Here is a 19,325-nt window from a genome sequence, read left to right on the forward strand (position 1 = left end):
GGGCGGACGCTTCGGGGGTCGCCCCACGTCCGCCCTACCGCGAGGTGAGCCCCCGTGACCCTGACCCTGACCCGCGCACCCCGTGCCACGGTCGCGCCCCAGTCCCTGCGGACCAGGCCCGGATCCGGGCCGCTGCCCGGGCTGCCGCGGCCGGGCCGGGCGGCCCTGCTGCCCTGGGCGCTCGCCGCCGTGCTGTTCGCCGCCTACAGCGCGCTGTCCGTCTCCCGCCATCTGCACCTGCGGACGTCCGGTTTCGACCTGGGGATCTTCGAGCAGGCCGTGCGCGGTTACGCCGAGGGCCGCGCGCCGGTCTCCGAGCTGAAGGGGCCGGGGTTCCACCTGCTCGGGGACCACTTCCACCCGATCCTGGCCACCCTCGCACCGCTCTACCGGGCGTTCCCCTCCCCGCTGACCCTGCTGGTCGCCCAGGCAGCGCTGCTCGCCGTGTCCGCCGTCCCGGTGACCAGGGTGGCGGCGCGGGCGGCCGGTCCGTGGGCGGGCGCGGGCATCGGCGTCGGGTACGGGCTGTCGGTCGGCCTGCAGCAGACGGTGGCCTTCGACTTTCACGAAGTCGCCTTCGCCGTACCGCTGTTGGCCTTCGCCCTGGAGCGGCTGACGCTGCGGAGGTGGCGCGCGGCCGCGTGGTGCGCGCTGCCGTTGCTGCTCGTGAAGGAGGACCTGGCGGCGACGGTCGTGGCCGTCGGCTGCTACCTGTTCTGGCACGGCCGCCGCCGGCTCGGCGTGGGCGTCGTCGCGCTCGCCACCGCCACCGTGGCGCTGGTGGTGCTGGTCGTCATCCCGGCCCTCAATCCCGACGGCGTCTACACCTACCTGTCCAACGTGGACGGCCCGTCCGGGGACCCCGTGAGCAGGCTGCTCCTGCCCGCGCAGAAGTGGGGGACGGTCGCCGTGCTGCTGGCTCCCACCGCGTTCCTGGCGCTGCGTTCTCCGCTGATCCTGCTCGCGCTCCCCACCCTGGCCTGGCGGTTCTGGTCCACCAACCCCGCCTACTGGGGGACGGGCTTCCACTACGGCGCCGTCCTGATGCCGATCATCTTTATCGCCTTCGCCGACGCCCTGGCCCGGCTCCGCGCGCGGCACGGCCTGCGGCGGTGGACGGCCTGCGGCCTCGTGGCCGTCGGACTCGCGGTGACGGTTGCCGCCCTGCCCTTCCGCCCCCTCGCCGAGCTGGCCCGGCCCGCCACCTGGCAGCGCGACGCGACGGCCGACGCCGTGCGCGGGGTGCTGCGGGTGATCCCGGACGGCGCCGAGGTGGCTGCCGCCAACAATCTCGCACCCCAACTCACCGACCGCACCCGGGTTTTCCTCTTCCCGTACTACCCCGGAGGCCCGGGCGCGAAGCCCGACTGGGTCGCGGCCCCCGACCACCCGAAGGACGGCCTCTTCCCCGCCGGCCAGGAGGCCGACGCCCTTCGCGCCCTCCCCGCCGCCGGCTACCGTCCCGTCGCGAGCGCCGGCGGCGTCACCGTCTACCGCCTCGATTCACGGGCATGACGGCCTCCTGCGGGAGCGGCCGCGATCAGCGCCGTCCGGGCGAGCCGGACGACGGCAGGGCGCCGACCGGGTCCGCCAGGCACCTCACCGTCTCCCGCCCCGGCGTCAGACGGTGAGGTGCCTGGCGCCGGGGTCGGTGGCAGCCTCAGGGGTCGCCCCGGTGGCGGCCTCGGGGGTGGCGCCGTGCTGCTCCTCGTCGGGGCGGGCCTCCTTGGGCAGGAGGAAGGTGATGGCGAGGAACGCCACCAGCAGGCACGCCTGGACGATCAGCGCGTGGTGGAAGCCGGTGGTGAAGTCGCCGGCCTTGACCTGGTCGAAGAAGACCGAACCGAAGACGGCGACGCCGATGGAGCCGCCGACCGCCTGGACCGCGGTCAGGACTCCGGACGCGGAGCCGATCTCGTGGTCGTCGACGGCGGCGAGGATGAAGCTGAACAGGGCGGCGATCACCATGCCGGCGCCGACGCCCGCCACGACGGTGCCGGGAACGATGTCCCAGATGGAGAAGGTGGCGGCGTCGAGGCCGTCGAGTTCGAACCACAGCACGGCCGCACCGGCGAGCTGGACCAGCGGTCCGATCTGGAGCACGCCGCGGCCGATCCTGTTCACGAGGAAGGCGCCGCTGACGGCGCCGCCGATCGCGGTGCCCACCGCGAGGGGCAGGTTGCCCAGTCCCGCCTCACCCGCGGTGAAGTGCCTGCCGATCTGGAGGTAGAGGGTCAGGACGAGCTGGGTGCCGATCATCCCGCCGAAGAACAGGGCGATGCCGCCGAGCCCGACGGTGAAGGCGGGCTTGCGGAGCAGGGCGGGGGTCACCAGCGGTTCGCGGCCCGCGGCGGCCGTTCGGCGCTGCTGAAGGGCGAACAGGGCGAAGCCGATCGCGGAGGCGGCCATGCTCAGCCAGGTCCACAGTGGCCAGCCGTCCTCCTGGCCCTGGTTCAGCGGCAGCACGAGCAGGGCGCACGAGGCCACGATCAGGGCCGCGCCGGTGATGTCGACCCGTACCGTGCGGCTGCCCGCCTTGTCGGGGACGAACCTCGCGGCGACGATCAGGGCCGCGAGTCCGATGGGCAGGTTGATCAGGAACACGGATCGCCAGCCGAGGCCGAAGTAGTCGCCCTCGATGAGGAAGCCGCCCAGGACCGGGCCGATGATGCCGCCCAGGCCGAGGACGGGCCCGAAGACCGCGAAGACCTTGGTGAGCTCGGGGCCGGAGAAGTTCTCCCGCAGCAGGCCCAGGCCCTGGGGCAGCAGCAGCGCCCCGGCGGTGCCCTGCAGCAGACGGAAGGCGATCAACGACTCGATGTTCGGCGCGAGCGCGCACAGCAGCGAGCTCGCGGTGAAGGCGGCCAGGCCGACCAGGAACATCCGGCGCCGGCCGTACCGGTCGCCGAGGCGGCCGCCGAGGACCAGGCCGGCGCCCAGGGTGAGGGCGTAGCCGCCGATGACCCATTGCAGTCCGACGGGGCCGGAGCCGAGGGATTCCTCCAGGTCTGGGCCGGCGACGTTGACGATCGAGGCGTCCAGGAGGTCCATGATCTCGGCCGTGATCATGACCGCCAGGATCAGCCACCGCCATCGGTAGGGCTCGGTGGCGGTGCCGAGGGTGGGGGCGGGGGCGGACACGAGCAGATACCTCCATGGTGAAGTAATTTCACAGTGAAGGTAAAATGGTGGAGGTAGGTTGTCAACCTGGAATGCCGGTGTGACCGCGCGGCGGACGACAAGGGTGGAGGGTCCCGTGGAAGAGGCCAAGCGCGACGAGGCCGCGGAACAACGCAACATGGTCGCGGAACAGCGCGAGCGGCTGACCGAGGCGCTGAGGATCTACGGCACCCACTACACGGAGCTCGGCCGACGCTTCGCCGCCTGGCTCGGCCTGCACTCCACCGACGCCGTCGCGCTGCTCCAGATCACCGCCGCCGAGGAGCGCGGAACCCCCCTGTCACCGGCACGGCTCAGCGAACGGATCTCCCTGTCCACGGGAGCGACCACCGCACTCCTCAACCGCCTCGAAGCCGCGGGACACATCACCCGCGCCCGTGAACACACCGACCGGCGCATCGTCACCCTGCGCGGCGGAGGGCACATCCGGGAACGGGCGGAGGAGTTCTTCGACCCGGTCGCCCACCGCCTCGACGCCGCGATGTCGAACTACCCGCCCCGGCTCCTGGAGCAGTTCGAAGCGCTCATGGCCGACCTGAACACCGCCTTGGACACCCACCTCGGGGAACAGGACCCGAAGGCGCCGCACTCCCCCAGCCCCTCCGCCCCCGGGCGGGCATGATCCGGACGGTCAGCAGCAGGTGTGCGGCGCCGCGACGGCCCGGGCCGTCGGCGCCTCGGCGTCGGCGATCCGGCCGCGCAGCATCGCGTCCATCACCGCCATGTACCGCTGCGTCCGGGGGCCGCCGAGGAGGAAGGGGTTCGCCGCACCGGGCGGCTGCCGGCGCAGCTGTTCGACGCGTTCGAGGCCGTAATCGTTCGGGTGGTTGGAGAGCTCGACCTCCACGTTCGACCGGCGCATGACGGCCCGGAAGGCCTGGACGGAAGCGAGGAAGGTGCGCAGCTCCTCCACCGTCGAGGGCGGGTTGAGGCCGCCCCACAGCATCGCGCTGTGGTGCCGGCGGCCGGCCCGGACGGGGATGACCGGGGAGACGGTGCCGGGGGTGTGGCCCGGGGTGTGGTGCAGTTCGATCGTCGTGCCGCCGAGCGTCAGCTGCTCGCCGTCCGCGATGTCGAGGTCCCGGGCGGGGGCGTCGGCCGGGCGGGTGCGGGCGAGGAGGTCCCAGTCGGCCGGGGACATGTGCACGCGGGCGCCGTAGCGGTCGGCGAGGGTCTGCGCGCCGCCGAAGTGGTCCGAGTGGCCGTGGGTGAGGACGACGTGCTTGATCGCCGCCGGATCGGCTCCGACCGCGCGCAGCCCGGGAACGATGATGTTGTCGGCGTCGGCCGGGGAGGTGAGTGCGTCGATCAGCACGATGCCGTCGTCCGTCAGCACCGCCATCGCGGAGACCCAGCCCGCGCTCAGGAGCACGAGGTTGTCGAACAGCTTGACGGGCGCCGGCGCGGGCAGGTCGGGAAGGTCGGAGCCGGGGGTCAGCGCCGTCACCAGGGCGCGCAGCACGGGGTCGTCACCGGCGAGGCGGCGGGCGCGGTCGTAGTGCGGGCGGGAGGCGGACGGCGGACCCGCGGAGGCGGAGGCCGACGGCGTACTCACGGAGGCCGAGGCCGGAGCCGGGGTCGAGGCGGAGGCCGGGGCCGAGGCGGAGGCGGAGGCCGGGGTCGAGGCGGCGATCGGCGCGGCTCCGGCGGCGATACCCAGGACGGCGAGCTGGGCGAAGCGCCGTCTGGTGAAGTCGGCGTCCGTGGCGGTCCGGCGGGTGGGGTGGATCACGGCGGTCGGGGCTCCTGGTCGTCGGGGCTCTTGCTGGTCGGGGCTCTTGGTGGTCGGAGGTGTTCAGCCGAGGGCGCCGACGACGGTCTTCGTCGCCTGGGCGATCAGCGCGTCGTCGGAGGTGGCATCGGCCTTGCCGCGGTCGGACAGGACGACGATCACGACCGGGCTCCGGCCGCCGGAGGGCCACGCGACGGCGACGTCGTTGCGGGTGCCGTAGCCGCCGTTGCCGGTCTTGTCGCCGACCTTCCAGTCGGCGGGCACGCCCGCGCGGATGTAGGGGGCACCCGTGGTGTTGCCGACGAGCCAGTCGGTCAGCAGCCGGCGCCGGTCCTCCGCGAGGACGTCGCCCAGGGCGTAGCGGCGCAGGTCGGCGGCGAAGGCGCTGGGGGTGCTGGTGTCGCGGGTGTCCCCCGGGGTCGCCTCGTTGAGGGTCGGCTCGGTGCGGTCGACGCTGGTGGTCGGGTCCCCGAGGTCGCGCAGCGACTGCTGGACGGCCGCCGGGCCGCCGAGCTCGGCCATGACGAGGTTGGCGGCGGTGTTGTCGCTGTACTGGATCGCGGCGGCGGCCAGATCACGCACCTTCATACCGGTGGCGACGTGCTTCGAGGTGATCGGCGCCCATGACAGGACGTCCTCCTGGCGGTACGTGACCACCTTGTCCAGTTCCTCGTCGGAGGCCTTGCGCAGCAGGGCGCCGGCGGCGAGCGACTTGATCGTGGACGCGTACGCGAACCGCTCGTCGGCCCGGTAGGAGATCTCCCGGCCGCTGCCGGTGTCCACCGCGTACACGCCGAGGCGGGCGCCGAACTGCTGCTCGAGTCCCTTGAAGGAAGCGCTCGTCGTATCCGCCGCAGGCATCGCGCTGGATACCGGGGCAGGCGCGCCGGCAGCCGCATGGCTACTGGGTCCCGCGGAGCCGCACCCGCTCAGCAGGGCGGCCGCGAGCAGGGCCACGGCGGGCAGCGCGGTACGGGGGCGGCGAAGGGCAGGCGTCATCGGTGGTCTCCCAGGTGGTTCGGTTGGTCACCCTCAGCTAAACAGGCCGTCGGGCCATCAGTCCAAGACCACTATGGTGAAGAGATCGATAAGAGAATGCCTATGATTGCTGGCCATGGACCTGTTGGGGCACCTACGCCACTTCCGCGCCGTCGCCGAGGACCGGCACTTCGGCCGCGCCGCCGAGCGCCTGCGGATCGCCCAGCCCTCGCTCTCCCAGCGGATCAAACGTCTGGAGCGCGAGCTCGGCGTGACCCTGTTCGACCGCGGACCGCGCGGAGTCGAGCTCACCCCGGCGGGCCTGCTGCTGCTCGCGGAGGCGAAGGAGGTGCTGGAGAGCACCGCCCGCCTCCTCGCCACCGCCGCCGACCTGCGCACCGGCCGGGCGGGCACCCTGCGCGCGGCCGTGCCGCCCGAACTGGGGCCGGCCGTCCTGGCCGCGCTGCTCACCGGCTTCGAGAGCGCCTCCCCCGGCACCCGGCTCGAACTGCGGGAACTGCCGGTCGCGGTCATGGCCCGCGAACTCGCCCAGCACACCGTGGACGTCGCCGTCGTCCGCCACCCGTGCCCCGCCGCCGGGCTGGCGTTCGGGCCGGTCCTGCACCAGCCGCTCGGCGTCCTGCTCGCCGCCGGGAGCCCGGACGCCGACCGCCCGGAGCTGGCCGTGGCCGAACTGACCGGCCGGCGCCTGGTGTTCTTCCCCCGCGCCACCGCCCCCGCGCTCTACGACGAGATGCTCACCACCCTGACCCGGCACGGCTGCACGCCCGAGGCCGTCGTCGACCCGCCCGGCCCGGACGTCGCGGGCGCACTCGTGCTCACCGGCAGCGCCGTCGCCCTGGTGCCACGCACCACGCCGCCACCGGGTACAGTCTGGCGTCCGCTGACCGGCACCCCGCTGGCCTGGCGCACCTCCACGGCCTGGCCGACCGGGAGCGGCGGCCCCGCCGTCCGGCTGTTCGCCGAGGCCGCCCACCAGGCGCTGACCGAACACGGCGGCCTGCTGCCCCAGCCGCCCAACCCCCCGCTCTTCCCCCGGCCCGCAATGGAGTTCCCGCTGTGACCAGCGACCGCGCCCACGGCAACCGCGCATCCGGCGACCGCCCCGCCGACGTCCGTCCCGCCGGCGTCCGCACCGCACGCGCCCGCATCGCCGCCGCCTTCGCCGACGCCGGCGTCAGCGGCCGGCTGCACGTCCGCGACCTCGACACCGGCACCGAGATCGCCCTCGACGCCGACACCCCGGTCAGCACCTCCAGCGTTCACAAGCTCTGCCTCCTGGTCACGCTCTTCCGCGAGGCCGCCGCCGGCCGGATCGACCTCACCCGACAGATGGAGATCCCCGCCACCGGCCGCACCTCCGGCGGCACCGGCCTGGCCGCCATGCTCGACGCCGCCCGGCTCTCCCTGCGCGACCTCGCCTACCTGACCGTCGCCGTCAGCGACAACGCCGCCGCGGACGTCCTCTGGGACGAGATCGGCCTCGACACCGTCAACCGCACCATGGCCGACCTCGGCCTGACCCGCACCGTCGCCGTCCACAAGCTCCGCGACCTCATCGCCGCCCTCGCCGAGGACACCGGCCGCGACTCCCCCGTCGACCCCGCCGTCGTCGCCCGCCTCAGAGTCCTCGACCCCACCTTCACCAACCGCAGCACCGCCCGCGACATGACCACCCTGCTCGCCGCCCTCTGGCACGGCGACGCCTGCCCCGGCGAACACGGCGCCGCCCTCCGCCGCCTGCTCGGCCTCCAGGTCTGGCCGCACCGCCTCGCCTCCGGCTTCCCCTACGACGACGTCCGCGTCCACGGAAAGACCGGCACCCTCCCGACGCTGCGCCACGAGGTCGGCGTCGTCGAATACCCCGACGGCGGCCGCTACGCCCTCGCCATCTTCACCCGCGCCGCCGCCACCACCATCACCCTCCCCGCCGCCGACGCCGCCATCGGCACCACCGCCCGCCTCGCCGTCGACGCCCTGCGCGCGATGGCGACCGGCAGGGGCGACGGCCCGTCAGCAGCTCAGCAGGCCCGGTGACCTGCGAGGTCGGGCGACAATCTCGACTCGCGGTTCAACTCCCGTCGCCCTACTGAACGCTGTAGTTCAGGACGATGGTGGTGTCGTCGGCAGTGGTGTACTCCAGGGTGCCGTCGCCGCTGATGGTCCGGTAGGCGCCGGTGCCGCCGACGATCGCCACCGGGAACTGCTTTCCGGGGTTGGGGACAGTGCGCTCGTGCATGGTGCTCACGTGCACTTCCCCGCCGGCCAGGCGCAGGATCGTCTTGTCGTGGGTGACGATCGTGGCCGGCGGGCCCGCGACGAGTCGGACGATCATCGAGATGACCGATCCGTCGCCAAGGAGGTTTCCGCTGGTGTCCTGCAGCCGGAGGTCGATGCTGAACGGGGCACCCAGCGACGGCACGGCGGGCAGGGTGTTCGAGGCTCGCTGGGCGATCACGGTCATGGTCTGGTCGGCGCGTGGCGTCCGCCCGGTGCGCGGCGCCGTGTCCGCAACCGCGGGCGCCGCCAGCATTCCCGTGCCGGCCACGGCCGCGCCCGCGCCGGCCAGCGCCGTGATCGCCGTCCTGCGCGGGATGTCCGCCCGACCCGGAACTTCCGCCATCTCAGTACCCCTTTGCTTCTGGTCACCGACAGCCCAAGATGATCGCGCGGTCGGATAGCTTCCGCGCTTCACCGCGCTCGGGGTTCACAGTAGACAGGGGCCGACGAGGAAAAACGTTCCCTCCAAAGGACGACGCGCGCTCTGGCGTCCGCATCCACGGGGCGGCAACCGGACGGAGCCAGCCGTTGTCCGGGGCACCGAGGCCGGCAACCCTGACACCGAGGAAGAAGCAACCCTGCGGGGTGGTCGTACAGAGAACCAGTGAGGAGCCCGCGCGTCAGCGATCCGCCACTCCTCGGGCAGCGCGCCCGAAGGGGCCCCAAGTTGCCGGTCCCGGGGGCCGTGGTGGGGATGGTCCCGGTCCGGGTTGCGCAGGTGCCGTCGAGACCGTCCAGACATGAGCGGTGTCAGCGCCGTCCAATTCGTGGTTCGGGGCACGACCGCAGCGCCCCCAGGTCCGACGCGACCATGGAAGACGTCCGGCGACATCGGCCTCATCTGCGGCTGACCACCCCGACGGCCCGGCGCCGACGGCCACCACTCCCCCGGATTGGAAGCGTGCTGGAGCAGGGAGGGCGACGTCGCGTTCGCGAGTCGGTTCATACGTACCGTCATCGTCGCACGATCCGGACCGTCCAGCCCAGCCTCCTCGACTGTCGGATGCGCACACGGCGCAGGTTGCCGGTAGCCACCTGGCGAAGTGGCACCGTCTCGGCCCCGGGCCGGAAGCCCGTCTGCGGTCACCGGTCTCGACGCCCGCAGTGACATCCTGTTCGAGCAGAGCACTGAACGGAGCCTTCGCTCAGGCGTCCAGTGGGATGCACTGCGCTGCGCCGACGGCCCGAGAGCCATCGCCGTTACGACCAGTGGTGCTCGGTGACGGCGCCGCCATGGATGGTGATGGTGGTGTCCGGGGTGTCGGTGATACGCCAGATCGTGTAGTCGCCTTCGGGCAGTGGTGAGATGACGGCGCAGTGGGTGGTGTACCCGGTGAGGTGGCGTGGGCGGACGGCCGCGTGGGTGCGGGTGGTGTCGTCGCCGCTGGGGCTGACCTCGATCTCCAGGCCGTCTTCGGCTGGGCCGGTGTGGATGATCAGGGCACCGAGGGTGCCGCCGATCTCCAGGACCACGCTGCCCTCGCGTGAGGGGGCGGGCAGCGGCGCGTGGAGGTGCGGGTGGGTGTGCTGCTGGGTCATGGCTCGTTCTCCCTCGTCCGTCCAGGTGTGTGGGGTCGCGATCGTGCCGCGGCGCGGGTGCCCCCGGGCCGCGGCACGCGGCGGTCAGCTGGACGGGTTGTTGTAGCCGTCGTAGGGCAGGCCGAGGTAGGGGAAGGTGGTGAGGTAGGGGTTCTTGACGTCGGAGGGGGTGAGGCCGTCGGTGATGGCGCTGGTCGCGGCGTCGGGGGTGAAGGAGGGATCGACCAGCGGCAGCGTCAGGCCGGCGACGGCGCGCAGTTCGACGGTGACGACGTCGTCGAAGACGCGGCGCCCGTTGGGGAAGCCGGCCGCGTCGCCCGCGACGAGGCCGAGGATGTTGGGGCTGGTGGCCGGGGGGACGGCGACGTTCAGGCGCAGCATGTCGGCCTGGGTATCGCCGGTGTAGTTCTGGAAGCCGGGGACGACACCGGTGGGGATGCCGGTGAGGAGGATGGCGAGGAGGTCGGCGCGGGGCTTCGTGTAGGCGGCGAGGTTGGGGAAGACGCCGGGGTAGAGGGCGGGGAGGAGCTTGGCCAGTTCGGGCGTGGCGACGTACTGGGCGAAGTTCTTGTCGTCGGCCGGGGGCTGGGAGTTCCAGAGGTCCTTCTTCCCCATGGGGACGATGACCTCGTTGAACAGGGGGTTGCCCAGGCGGGAGACCTGGACGAAGGGGCCGGACTCGGTGTCACGTCCGGTGGTGTTGATGATGCGGGCCTGACGACGAGAGGCGGTGGTCCAGACGCCGATGGTGGCGTGGGGGTCCAGCACGTCGCCGGGCTTGCGTCCACCGCGGGTCAGGTCGGTGATCGGGACCTGCAAGGCGATGCTGTGGACGTTGAGCGTCTTGGTGGTGTTCACACCGGGGGCGGGCTGGGTGAAGGCGGGCATGACGTGCAGCTGCTGGAAGGGACGCAGGGTGCCGAGGTCGAAGATCGAGCCGAGGTCGACGTAGAAGCCCTCCGCGCGCTGGCCGGCGAAGACGTTTCGCCCGCTTTCGAGCTGGTGGACGGCCGCCCCTGCGAGCGAGGCGTAGTCGGGGGTGGAGAGCGGGCCGATGTTGCACGGCGGGCAGGTGAGGTTCTCGGCCAGGACGCGGCGACGGTCGTCGGCCTCGACGCGGGTGACGGTGTAGGTCTGGCGGCGGTTCCAGTTCGGGGAGTCCAGTGAGGTGATCGGCCCGGTGTTGTACAGGAAGGAGTCGGGGTTGCGGACCTCGACCTTGAAGCGGAACTCGTAGGTGACGTCGGCGCGGCCGTCGTTGTCGTTGTCGATGTGGATCGCGTAGAGGACGTCGTCGCCGAACTCGTAGAAGTTGGGTCCGCCGGCCGGTCCCTGGAGGGGGATGTAGTTGGCGATCAGGGTGACGGTGTCGCAGTTGTCGGGGCTGACGAAGGCGTAGACGTCGGTGCTGTCGGCGACCGGGTCCTTGGAGATCTCGGGGGCTTCGCGGTGGGAGGACACAGGAACCTCGCTGAAAGTCGGTGTGCGGGCAGGGTGGAGGGCCCGCCGGCCCCTGCGGGGAGCGGCGGTCAGGGGCCGGCCGGTGCTGGGACGGCTCTCAGTTGAGGGCGCGGGCGAGTGCTGCGGCCAGCTTGGGGTCTTGGACGCGCTGGTGGCGGTCGCCGCTGTACAGGTCGAGGTGGCCGGAGCGGATGTCGCGCACGTGCACGATCATGGGCTGGTCGTGGTCGTGGTCGTGGTCAGGGGCCGGTGCGTCAGCCGGGGGCGCGGTGGGCGCGCCGTCTGTGGCAGCGCTCGCCGGGCCGGTGCCGGTGACCAGGGTCGCGGCGAGGCCGGCGGCGCCAACGGCTGCGGCCTGGCGCATCAGACTGCGGCGGGACAGGCCGTCAGGCGGCGTGTCGGCCGCGGGGGTTTCCAGGGACATGGATTCTCCTGCGAATTGATGTGGACGGAGAAGGGGGCCGCCGGCTCGGCCTGATCTGCCGCCCACGCCGGTGGAGGAACCGGCCTCGGCGACGCGCAGAGTCGGAAAAAAAGAATGGAAGATGACGGCCATGGCCCCAGGCGCTGCTAGGCGGTCACCGGGAAGTGAAGTGGCCCCGGAATGCCGCAGTCAAGGCGGCACGCGACCGCGCGCGACCGCTTCTCACCCGGCCGGAGCAGCTGCGCCGCAGCTCAACGCCTATCTGCTCACCCGCGCGAGTGAAACGGGGAAGTTGAGCCCTCCGGAGACCCATCCCGCAGCCACCCGGGCACGAAGACGATGTGACAGGACGTTCCCGCGTTCGCCGTTCCGGCATTCAACGGGCATCGTCGACCGGCCATCGGCCTGCGCGAGAGATCTGAGGTGCCGTGAATGTTCCAGACCCGCGGCTTGGAAATCGTCATCATCGGCCTGGTCGCCTTGGCGTTGTTCGGAGCCAAACGGCTCCCGGATTCCGCGCGGGCGCTGGGCAAGTCGCTGCGCATTCTCAAGGCCGAGACGAACGCGCTGAAGGCAGCAGCCCACCGCGCTGCCGATCGACTCGGACGATCTCGCCGACGCCGACCGCTGAGTACCGCGCACCCGCCGCTTCCCGCCGACCACGTCCCGTCACTTCATCGCCCTCCAAGAGGAACTCACCGCGTTCGACCTGAGCCTCGTCAAGATCGTCGTACTGATGGCGTTGGCGGTCATGATCTTCGGCGCCGTCACCTCCGCCCCCGGAGATGTCGAGCCTCGACAAAGAAATCCGCGAGGCCGCGCAGCCAATCGAACAGCAGCTCCGTGAAGACCTGAACGTCATCGCCCGGCCGTCCGAACCGCAGCTGCACAGCGTGGACACGCCCCCGCACAACCGCTGAGCAGCGGTGCGGGTAGCCCGCCGGAGCGCCGAAGTCGGCTACGGGACCGGTGTCACACGGCTCGGTGGTCTTCGAACACCGGTCGGGCGGCTCCTGTCCCCCGGTCTTCGGGCGCGATCGCGCCACGGCCGCCGCAGGGATCCAGGCGCGCCGGTTGCCGCATACGGACGGTTCCCGGCCACGCCTTCGTCTCTAGGGACGGAAGGTGCGGCGGTAGGTGTCGGGCGGGACGCCGACGCTGCGGTGGAAGTGGCGGCGCAGGGTGGTGGCGGTGCCCATGCCGGTGGCCGTGGCAATGGTGTCGACGGTGGCGTTGGTGGTCTCCAGCAGTTCCTGGGCGTGGCGGATGCGCTGGGTGTGGAGCCACTGCAGCGGCGTGGTGCCGGTGAGGTGCTTGAAGTGGCGGCCGAGGTGGCGCGAGCTCATGCGGGCCCGGCGGGCCAGGTCCTCGACGGTGAGCGGTTGGTCCAGCCGCTCCAGCGCCCAGGGGAAGAGCTCGCCCAACGGGTGGTTGCCCGGGGCGGGCAGGGGCGTGGAGATGAACTGGGCCTGGCCGCCGTCCCGGTGCGGTGGGATGACCAGGCGGCGGGCGATCTTGTTGGCGTTGGCCGAGCCGTGGTCGAGACGCACCAGGTGCAGGCACAGGTCCATGGCCGCGGCCTTGCCTGCAGAGGTGAGGACGTCGCCGTTGTCGACGTAGAGGACGTCCGGGTCGACGGTGGCGGCCGGGTGGCGCCGGGCCAGTTCCCGGGTGTGGGCCCAGTGGGTGGTGGCGCGTCTGCCGTCGAGCAGGCCGGCCGCTCCCAGGACGAAGGCGCCGGTGCACAGCGAGACGACGCGGGCGCCGGCCTCGTGGGCCGCACGCACCGCGTCGACCAGTTCAGCGGGCGGTTCGCGGTCGGTGTCGGCCCAGCCGGGGACGATCACGGTGTCGGCGTGCGGGAGGTGGTCGAGTCCGTGGTCGGGTTCCAGACGGAAGCGGTCGACGCGGACCGGGCCGGTTCCGCAGAGGGAGAAGTCGTACCAGGGGTCCACGACGTGGGTCAGGTCCGCTCCGAAGATCTCGACGGCAACGGACAGTTCGTAGTGGAGCATGCCGTCGGTGACGGCCAGCGCGACGCGATGCATGTCCGAAAGTGTACGTGGCGTGTCGTTTCCGACACTCGTGCGGGGTGCGGGCGCGCGGACAGGATGTGGGTGTCAGGCCGCGGCGGATCGACATCCCCGCGGACGTCCGAGTGCACGGGGAGCAGTCTCATGGGGTCAGGCCAGCTGGTGGCGGTGTTCGGCGCGTACGGTCACACCGGGCGGTTCGTGGTCGCGGAGCTGGCCGCGCGCGGGTTCGTCCCGGTTCCCTCCGGGCGCAACGCGCGGGCGCTGGAGGAACTTGCCGGTGAGCACGGGCTGCAGGGCCGGGTGGCGTCGGTGGACGATCCGGCCTCGCTGGACCGTGCCCTGGCGGGCACGGTGGCGGTGATCAACTGCGCGGGCCCCTTCGCCTCGACCACCGGCCCCGTGATCGAGGCCGCGCTTCGCGCGAGGATCCCGTACCTGGACGTGGCGGCCGAGATCGAGGCCAACCTCGACACCTTCGCGCACTACCGCGAACGGGCCCGGGAGTCGGCAGCTGTGATCGTCCCGGCGATGGCCTTCTTCGGCGGCCTCGGCGACCTGCTGGCCACCGCGGCGATGGGCGACTGGGCCGAGGCCGACGAGGCGCACATCGCCTACGCACTCAGCAGTTGGCACCCCACCGCCGGCACCCGGCTGTCGGGCGCGGTCTCCCGCGAGCGGCGCGGCGACCACCGCCTGCGCTACCGCGGCGGGCGGTGGGAGCGGCGCACCGATGCCGCGCCCACCCTGGAGTGGGCCTTCCCGGAGCCGGTGGGACGCCGGCCGGTGATCGGGGAGTTCACGATGGCGGACGTCGTGACCGTCCCCCAGCACCTGTCCATCTCCGACGTGACCACCTACATGACCGCCGAGGCGGCCCGCGACGTCGTCGCCCCCCACACCCCGGCCCCGGCCGCCGCGGACGGGAGCGGGCGCTCCGACCAGACCTTCCTCGTCGACGTCGTCGTCCGCTCGGGCACAGCCGAACGCCGGGCCACAGCCAGCGGCCAGGACATCTACGCCGTCACCGCACCCCTGGTCGTCGAAGCCCTCGACCGCGTCCTGACCGGCCGCACCAGGACCGCCGGTGTCGCCTCCGCCGGCGAGATCTTCGACGCCCCCGACTTCCTACGCGCGCTCGCCCCCCACATCGCACTCGGTCTGCACCCGGAGAAGGGAAACGCCTGACGCCCGCAGGCGCGGAGTCCGGTGGTGCTTCGGAACTCACGAGTGCTCACACGATGGGGGGCCTGCCCTGGGGAGGTCCCTTGCACGCGCTGGGGAGGGGCCGGCGCCCCGGCGGAGGGCGGCCCTGGGGGCGGGTAGGCAAGCAAGCGGGGCGAGGCGGACCGGGCAGCAGCCCGGTGGACGACGGCAGTGCGGCGCCGTCCGTGATGACGCGTTCCGTGACGGTTCGTGTGCTCCACGGGCACGAGCGGGTGTTCAACTCGCAGTGACACGTGGGCCCGTGGGCAGGGTCGCAAGAACGGGCAATACAGAACAGGCCGACCTCGCTGATCACCGCCGAGACGGCCTCGTGCTGACCGGCCGGTCGGGCGAGGATGGCCGCGCGTGGATGGCCGCGTCGGCCGCGAGGCCGGTGGCCGCCACGGGGCAACGGACCCGGCACGCGAGATCGTCCCGGGCCACGGGCAGCAGCGACCGCTTTCAGGCTGCCCGCGCCGGAACCTGGCAGTCAGTTCCTCGGGCGCGACAATCGGGGCCGGGTAGTCGCCGTCGAGGATCCAGGGCTGGTGAACGGCGCGATGGAGACGGTCACGGGTGGGGCCTCGCGGGGGGTGCGGTGTCGGGTGCCGGGTGTCGGCGTGGTGGCAGGGGCAGGAAGCCGCTGGTGCGGGAGGCGTATTCGGCCCAGCCGGGCCGGTTCGCGGCGAGCTGGCGTTCCAGCATCGGTTTGCCGCTGCCGAAGGCGAGCAGCCAGGTCATCAGCAGCGGGCTGAGGACGAAGGCCCAGCCGACGGGGGCATCGGCGGCGAGCAGGAACAGGCCCCACCAGACGCAGGCGTCGCCGAAGTAGTTGGGGTGGCGGGTGTAGCGCCAGAGGCCACGGTCCATGATCCGGCCGCGGTTGGCGGGATCGGCCTTGAAGCGGGCGAGCTGCCGGTCCCCCACCGCTTCGAAGAACAGGCCGACCGTCCACAGCGCGGTGCCCGTCCAGGCGAGCGGTCCGGGCGGGTGGGGGATGTACTGGGCGGCTTGGACGGGCAGGGAGACGAACCACACGAGGACGGCCTGGAGCAGGTAGACCATCCGCAGCGCGTACCGGGTGCGGGCGGGGCCTTCGGGGACGCGGGAGAGCATCCGGGCGTAACGCGGGTCTTCGGGCGCGCCCCGGGCGCGCCACCGGATGTGCGCGGACAGCCGCAGGCCCCAGACGGTGACGAGGACGGTGGCCAGCAGCCGGCGCCCGGAGTCGCCATGGCCGTTCGAGAGGGCGTAGCCGCTCAGCGCGACGGCGGTGAACGCGAGCCCCCAGGCGACGTCCACGCCGCGGTGGCGGCCGGTGCGCAGGCCGACGGCGAATGCGGTGAGCAGGACGGCGAGGGCTGCGGCGGCGGTGACGGCGAGGCTGACGGCGAAGGCGGCGGCGTTCACGTCAGGTCCTCGTACCACTGGGCGGGCCGGATGCCGGACGCCCGGCCGCCGGGACGTCGGGCGAGGATCTGGTCCACGCCCATCCGGCCTTCGGCGAACGCGAGCGAGCTGCCGGCCGTGTACAGCTCCCACAGCCGCACGGTGGGACGCCCGACCAGGGAGACGAACTCGGCCCGACGCGAACGCAAGGTGTCGTGCCAGGCGTCGATCGTGCGGGCGTAGTGCTCGCGCATCGTCTCCACGTGGAGGACCTCCAGTCCGGCGCCCTCGATGAGGTCCACGGTCTGGCCTGCGGGGCGCATGTGCATGTCGGGAGCGATGTAGGTCTCGATGAAGGCCCCGCCGCCCGGTGCGGTGGCGCCGCGTGACATCTGCTGGACGAGCAGGCGCCCGCCTGGTCGCAGCAGGCCTCGCAGTCGCGCGGTGAACGCGGGGTACTGGTCCTTGCCGACGTGCTCGCCCATCTCCACGCAGCTGATCGCGTCGTAGGCGGTGGGTTCGATGTCCCGGTAGTCGCGCAGTTGGACGTCGACCAGGTCCGCCACGCCTGCCCGGGTGGTGCTCTCGGTGGCCCAGTGGTGCTGGCGTTCGGAGAGGGTGACGGCCGTGACGCGGGCCCCGTAGTGGCGTGCGGCATGGCGGGCGAGTGCGCCCCAGCCGCAGCCGACGTCGAGCAGCCGGGATCCGGGTCCGAGCGCGAGCTTGCGGCAGATCAGGCCGAACTTGGCTTCCTGGGCGGCCTGGAGATCCTGGCCGTCGCGGGTGTAGTAGGCGCAGGAGTAGGCCATGGCCGGGCCGAGTTCGCCGGGCTGCCACAGCAGGCGCCGCACCGCCCTGGGGTGGCGCAGGACGACGACAGGGCCGCGCGCGGGGCCGGTGGCGGAGCCGTCCCAGGCCTTGAGCCGGAAGGGCAGCGGGCCGGGGAGCAGGTGGCCGAGGGTCGTGCCGATCAGGGCCGCCGCGTTCATGCCGTCACCTCGTCGCGGGTGAGGAGGATCTGGTGGACGTCGAGGTAGCCGGTGCGGAACCCGGCCTCGGAGTAGGCGAGGTAGAGCTCCCACGTGCGCCGGAAGACCTCGTCGAAGCCGAGGGCCGCGACCTGCGGTGACCGTTCGGTGAAGCGTTCGCGCCACAGGCGCAGGGTCTCGGCGTAGTGCGGCCCGTACGCGTCGGAGCCGGTCAGCCGCAGCCGCGTATGGCGGATGGCGGTCTCCTCGATCGCCCGCACGGACGGGATGAGGCCGCCGGGGAAGATGTACTTGAGGATCCACGTGTAGGTGTGGCTGCTGGCCAGCATCCGGTCGTGGGGCATGGTGATCGCCTGCAGCGCGACCCGCCCGCCGGGCGCCAGGACCCGGTCGAGGGTGCGGAAGTAGTCCGGCCAGAACGGGCGCCCGACGGCCTCGATCATCTCCACGCTCACCACGGCGTCGTACTCGCCTCCGGCGGCGCGGTAGTCGCACAGCCAGACCGACGCCCGGTCCGCCTGCCCGGCCTCGGCGATCCGCCGCCGGGCGAGGACGAGCTGTTCCTCCGAGAGGGTCAGGCTGACGACGTGGGCACCGCGGGCGGCGGCGCGCAGGGCGAGTTCGCCCCAGCCGGTGCCGATCTCCAGCAGCCGGGTGCCGGGGCCGACGCGGGCCAGGTCGAGCAGCCGGTCGATCTTGCGGTGCTGGGCGGCGGGCAGGCTGTCCCGGGTGGCGACCGGTGCGTGGCCGGGGCCGGTCGGGAAGAGGGCCGAGGAGTAGGTCATCGTCGGGTCGAGGAACAGCGCGAACAGGTCGTTCGACAGGTCGTAGTGCCGGTGGACGTTGCGCCGCGCGTTCGCCGCGGTGGACAGCTCCTGCACGGGCGGTCGCTGGACGTAGAGCCGGCGCAGCCACTGCGCGCCGGCCGGTACCAGGGTCCCGGGGGCGGTGGCGAGCTCGGTGAGCAGCGCGACCAGGTCGGGGCTGTCCCAGTCGCCGGCCTGGTAGGACTCTCCGAAACCGATCAGGCCGCTTTTGCCGATTCGGTGGAGGAAGGCGTGCGGCCGGTGCAGGCGCAGGACGGGGGCGCCGGGCGGTGCCGGGCGCAGCAGGCGGCCGCCGTGGAGTTCGACGCGCAGGCCCCGACGGGCGGCGATCCGGTGCAGCAGGCGCCCGGCGACGGTCGCGCGCAGCGGCGCGTGCGGCACCCGGGCGACGTCCGGCCAGCGGGTCGGGTCGACGAGGGGTGTCGGCGTCGCTGCCAGGGAAGTGCTGGTCGTCATGGGGTGGGCACCTCTTCCGTGGGCGTGCGCTTCTCTGCGCGCCGCGACGGGCCGGCGGTCGGGCGGGGGTTGACGGGCAGTCCGCTCATCCACAGACGGATGCCCTGGTAGCGGATGTGCAGGTTGACGGCCCAGGTGGCGAACGGGTGAGTGAGCGCGGCGCGCAGCAGGGCCGCGGGGCCGGCCGGTCGCGCGGTGCCGTGGACGGTCGCGGTGAAAGCGCGCACGCCCTGGCGTTCCAGATGGATGGTCAGGTGGAGCCGCTCGCCGGGTTCGGGCAGGACCATCCGGTAGCGGCCGTCGACGGGGAAGAACGGTGAGACGTAGAAGTCCTTGACGCTCTCGCCATGGCCCTCGGGATCGGGCGGCAGCAGGTAGCGGTGCCGGCCGCCGTAGGTGTTGTGGACCTCGGCGACCGTACACAGCGACCGGCCAGCCTCGTCGTGGCACCAGTACACGGTCAGCGGGTTGAACACGTACCCGAGTGAGCGGGCCTGGGTCAGCATCAGCACCCGGCCCCCGCCGAGTTGGACACCGTGCGCCTCCAGGTACCGCGCCAGGTCCTGACGGATCCCTGGATCGTCGGCGGCCCGGTCGTGGCCGCCTGCCCGGTCAGGGCTGCCGCTCTGGTCGAGCTCGTGGTCCCGGGCCCGGAAGGCGGCCAGTGGCCGCAGCGGCCACGGCAGCCGGGGAAGGTGGTCCAGGTCCACCAGCCACAGGTAGCCGCGGTGGCGGAAGGACCGCCGGGGCGTGGTGCGCACGTGGGTGGTGCGGGTGTCGTAGAGGACCGCGCCCCAGGGCCCGGGCAGG

Annotated in this window: 18 protein-coding genes and 1 pseudogene; 7 read left to right on the forward strand and 12 right to left on the reverse strand. The window is 72.6% G+C overall.

The annotated features are described in order from the left end of the window. Positions 1-54 precede the first annotated feature (54 nt). Entirely contained in the window at positions 55-1,515 is a 1,461-nt protein-coding gene (locus tag OG556_RS35130; protein ID WP_331743419.1) for a DUF2079 domain-containing protein, read from the forward strand. Between the two features lie 105 nt (positions 1,516-1,620). On the opposite strand, the gene OG556_RS35135 is transcribed toward OG556_RS35130, so the two are convergent. Then, on the reverse strand, positions 1,621-3,141 hold the full coding sequence (locus tag OG556_RS35135; protein ID WP_371523081.1) for an MFS transporter: 1,521 nt from the start codon (positions 3,139-3,141) through the stop codon (positions 1,621-1,623). Between the two features lie 157 nt (positions 3,142-3,298). On the opposite strand from OG556_RS35135, the gene OG556_RS35140 reads away from it, so the two are divergent. Continuing rightward, positions 3,299-3,802: a MarR family transcriptional regulator gene (locus tag OG556_RS35140; protein ID WP_331745383.1), complete on the forward strand. Its 504-nt coding sequence runs from the start codon at positions 3,299-3,301 to the stop codon at positions 3,800-3,802. Between the two features lie 9 nt (positions 3,803-3,811). On the opposite strand, the gene OG556_RS35145 is transcribed toward OG556_RS35140, so the two are convergent. Further along, positions 3,812-4,912: an MBL fold metallo-hydrolase gene (locus tag OG556_RS35145; RefSeq protein ID WP_331743421.1), complete on the reverse strand. Its 1,101-nt coding sequence runs from the start codon at positions 4,910-4,912 to the stop codon at positions 3,812-3,814. Between the two features lie 63 nt (positions 4,913-4,975). After that, positions 4,976-5,911: a class A beta-lactamase gene (bla, locus tag OG556_RS35150; protein WP_331743424.1), complete on the reverse strand. Its 936-nt coding sequence runs from the start codon at positions 5,909-5,911 to the stop codon at positions 4,976-4,978. A gap of 115 nt (positions 5,912-6,026) precedes the next feature. Here bla and OG556_RS35155 point away from each other — a divergent pair, with 115 nt between their 5' ends. Together OG556_RS35155 and OG556_RS35160 are read left to right on the forward strand one after the other, a co-directional pair. Beyond that, entirely contained in the window at positions 6,027-6,974 is a 948-nt protein-coding gene (locus OG556_RS35155; RefSeq protein WP_331743427.1) for a LysR substrate-binding domain-containing protein, read from the forward strand. Between the two features lie 86 nt (positions 6,975-7,060). Next, positions 7,061-7,948 carry a serine hydrolase gene (locus OG556_RS35160; protein ID WP_331745385.1) on the forward strand — a complete coding sequence of 296 codons (888 nt, stop codon included), beginning with the start codon at positions 7,061-7,063 and terminating at the stop codon, positions 7,946-7,948. 49 nt (positions 7,949-7,997) lie between these two features. Here OG556_RS35160 and OG556_RS35165 read toward each other — a convergent pair whose 3' ends face one another. The 4 genes from OG556_RS35165 to OG556_RS35180 all read right to left on the reverse strand — a co-directional run bounded on the left by OG556_RS35165 (position 7,998) and on the right by OG556_RS35180 (position 11,615). Further along, complete coding sequence (locus OG556_RS35165) at positions 7,998-8,534, reverse strand: hypothetical protein (protein WP_331743430.1); 537 nt, start codon at positions 8,532-8,534, stop codon at positions 7,998-8,000. 857 nt (positions 8,535-9,391) lie between these two features. After that, positions 9,392-9,730: a hypothetical protein gene (locus tag OG556_RS35170; protein ID WP_331743432.1), complete on the reverse strand. Its 339-nt coding sequence runs from the start codon at positions 9,728-9,730 to the stop codon at positions 9,392-9,394. An 84-nt stretch (positions 9,731-9,814) separates the two neighbouring features. Then, a complete protein-coding gene (locus OG556_RS35175; protein ID WP_331743435.1) occupies positions 9,815-11,191 on the reverse strand; it encodes a DUF4331 domain-containing protein in 1,377 nt (458 codons plus the stop codon). A gap of 97 nt (positions 11,192-11,288) precedes the next feature. Next, positions 11,289-11,615, reverse strand: a complete 327-nt coding sequence (locus OG556_RS35180; RefSeq protein ID WP_331743437.1) for a hypothetical protein — start codon at positions 11,613-11,615, stop codon at positions 11,289-11,291. A gap of 432 nt (positions 11,616-12,047) precedes the next feature. On the opposite strand from OG556_RS35180, the pseudogene OG556_RS35185 reads away from it, so the two are divergent. Both OG556_RS35185 and OG556_RS35190 read left to right on the forward strand, forming a co-directional pair. Continuing rightward, positions 12,048-12,188: pseudogene (locus OG556_RS35185) on the forward strand (twin-arginine translocase TatA/TatE family subunit); the annotation flags it as partial. Between the two features lie 212 nt (positions 12,189-12,400). Next, entirely contained in the window at positions 12,401-12,535 is a 135-nt protein-coding gene (locus OG556_RS35190; protein WP_331745501.1) for a hypothetical protein, read from the forward strand. 192 nt (positions 12,536-12,727) lie between these two features. Here the strand turns inward: OG556_RS35190 and OG556_RS35195 are convergent, their stop codons facing one another. Next, positions 12,728-13,663 (reverse strand): helix-turn-helix domain-containing protein, encoded by a 936-nt coding sequence (locus OG556_RS35195; protein WP_331743440.1) that lies wholly within the window; start codon positions 13,661-13,663, stop codon positions 12,728-12,730. A gap of 129 nt (positions 13,664-13,792) precedes the next feature. On the opposite strand from OG556_RS35195, the gene OG556_RS35200 reads away from it, so the two are divergent. Continuing rightward, complete coding sequence (locus tag OG556_RS35200; RefSeq protein ID WP_331743443.1) at positions 13,793-14,836, forward strand: saccharopine dehydrogenase NADP-binding domain-containing protein; 1,044 nt, start codon at positions 13,793-13,795, stop codon at positions 14,834-14,836. Positions 14,837-15,424: 588 nt separating this feature from the next. Here OG556_RS35200 and OG556_RS35205 read toward each other — a convergent pair. From OG556_RS35205 to OG556_RS35220, 4 genes are read right to left on the reverse strand one after another with little or no spacing between them, the layout of a single operon-like run. Continuing rightward, positions 15,425-16,264, reverse strand: a complete 840-nt coding sequence (locus tag OG556_RS35205) for a DUF1295 domain-containing protein (RefSeq protein WP_331743446.1) — start codon at positions 16,262-16,264, stop codon at positions 15,425-15,427. Further along, positions 16,261-17,232 (reverse strand): cyclopropane-fatty-acyl-phospholipid synthase family protein, encoded by a 972-nt coding sequence (locus OG556_RS35210; RefSeq protein WP_331743449.1) that lies wholly within the window; start codon positions 17,230-17,232, stop codon positions 16,261-16,263. The genes OG556_RS35205 and OG556_RS35210 overlap by 4 nt, the downstream gene beginning before the upstream one ends. After that, entirely contained in the window at positions 17,229-18,515 is a 1,287-nt protein-coding gene (locus OG556_RS35215; protein ID WP_331743452.1) for a class I SAM-dependent methyltransferase, read from the reverse strand. The genes OG556_RS35210 and OG556_RS35215 overlap by 4 nt, the downstream gene beginning before the upstream one ends. Continuing rightward, positions 18,512-19,324, reverse strand: coding sequence for a DUF1365 domain-containing protein (locus OG556_RS35220; protein ID WP_331745387.1), 813 nt, complete (start codon positions 19,322-19,324; stop codon positions 18,512-18,514). The genes OG556_RS35215 and OG556_RS35220 overlap by 4 nt, the downstream gene beginning before the upstream one ends. Position 19,325 lies beyond the last annotated feature (1 nt).

The organism is Kitasatospora sp. NBC_01300, from assembly GCF_041435235.1.
In the GTDB taxonomy this organism is placed as follows: Bacteria; Actinomycetota; Actinomycetes; order Streptomycetales; family Streptomycetaceae; genus Kitasatospora.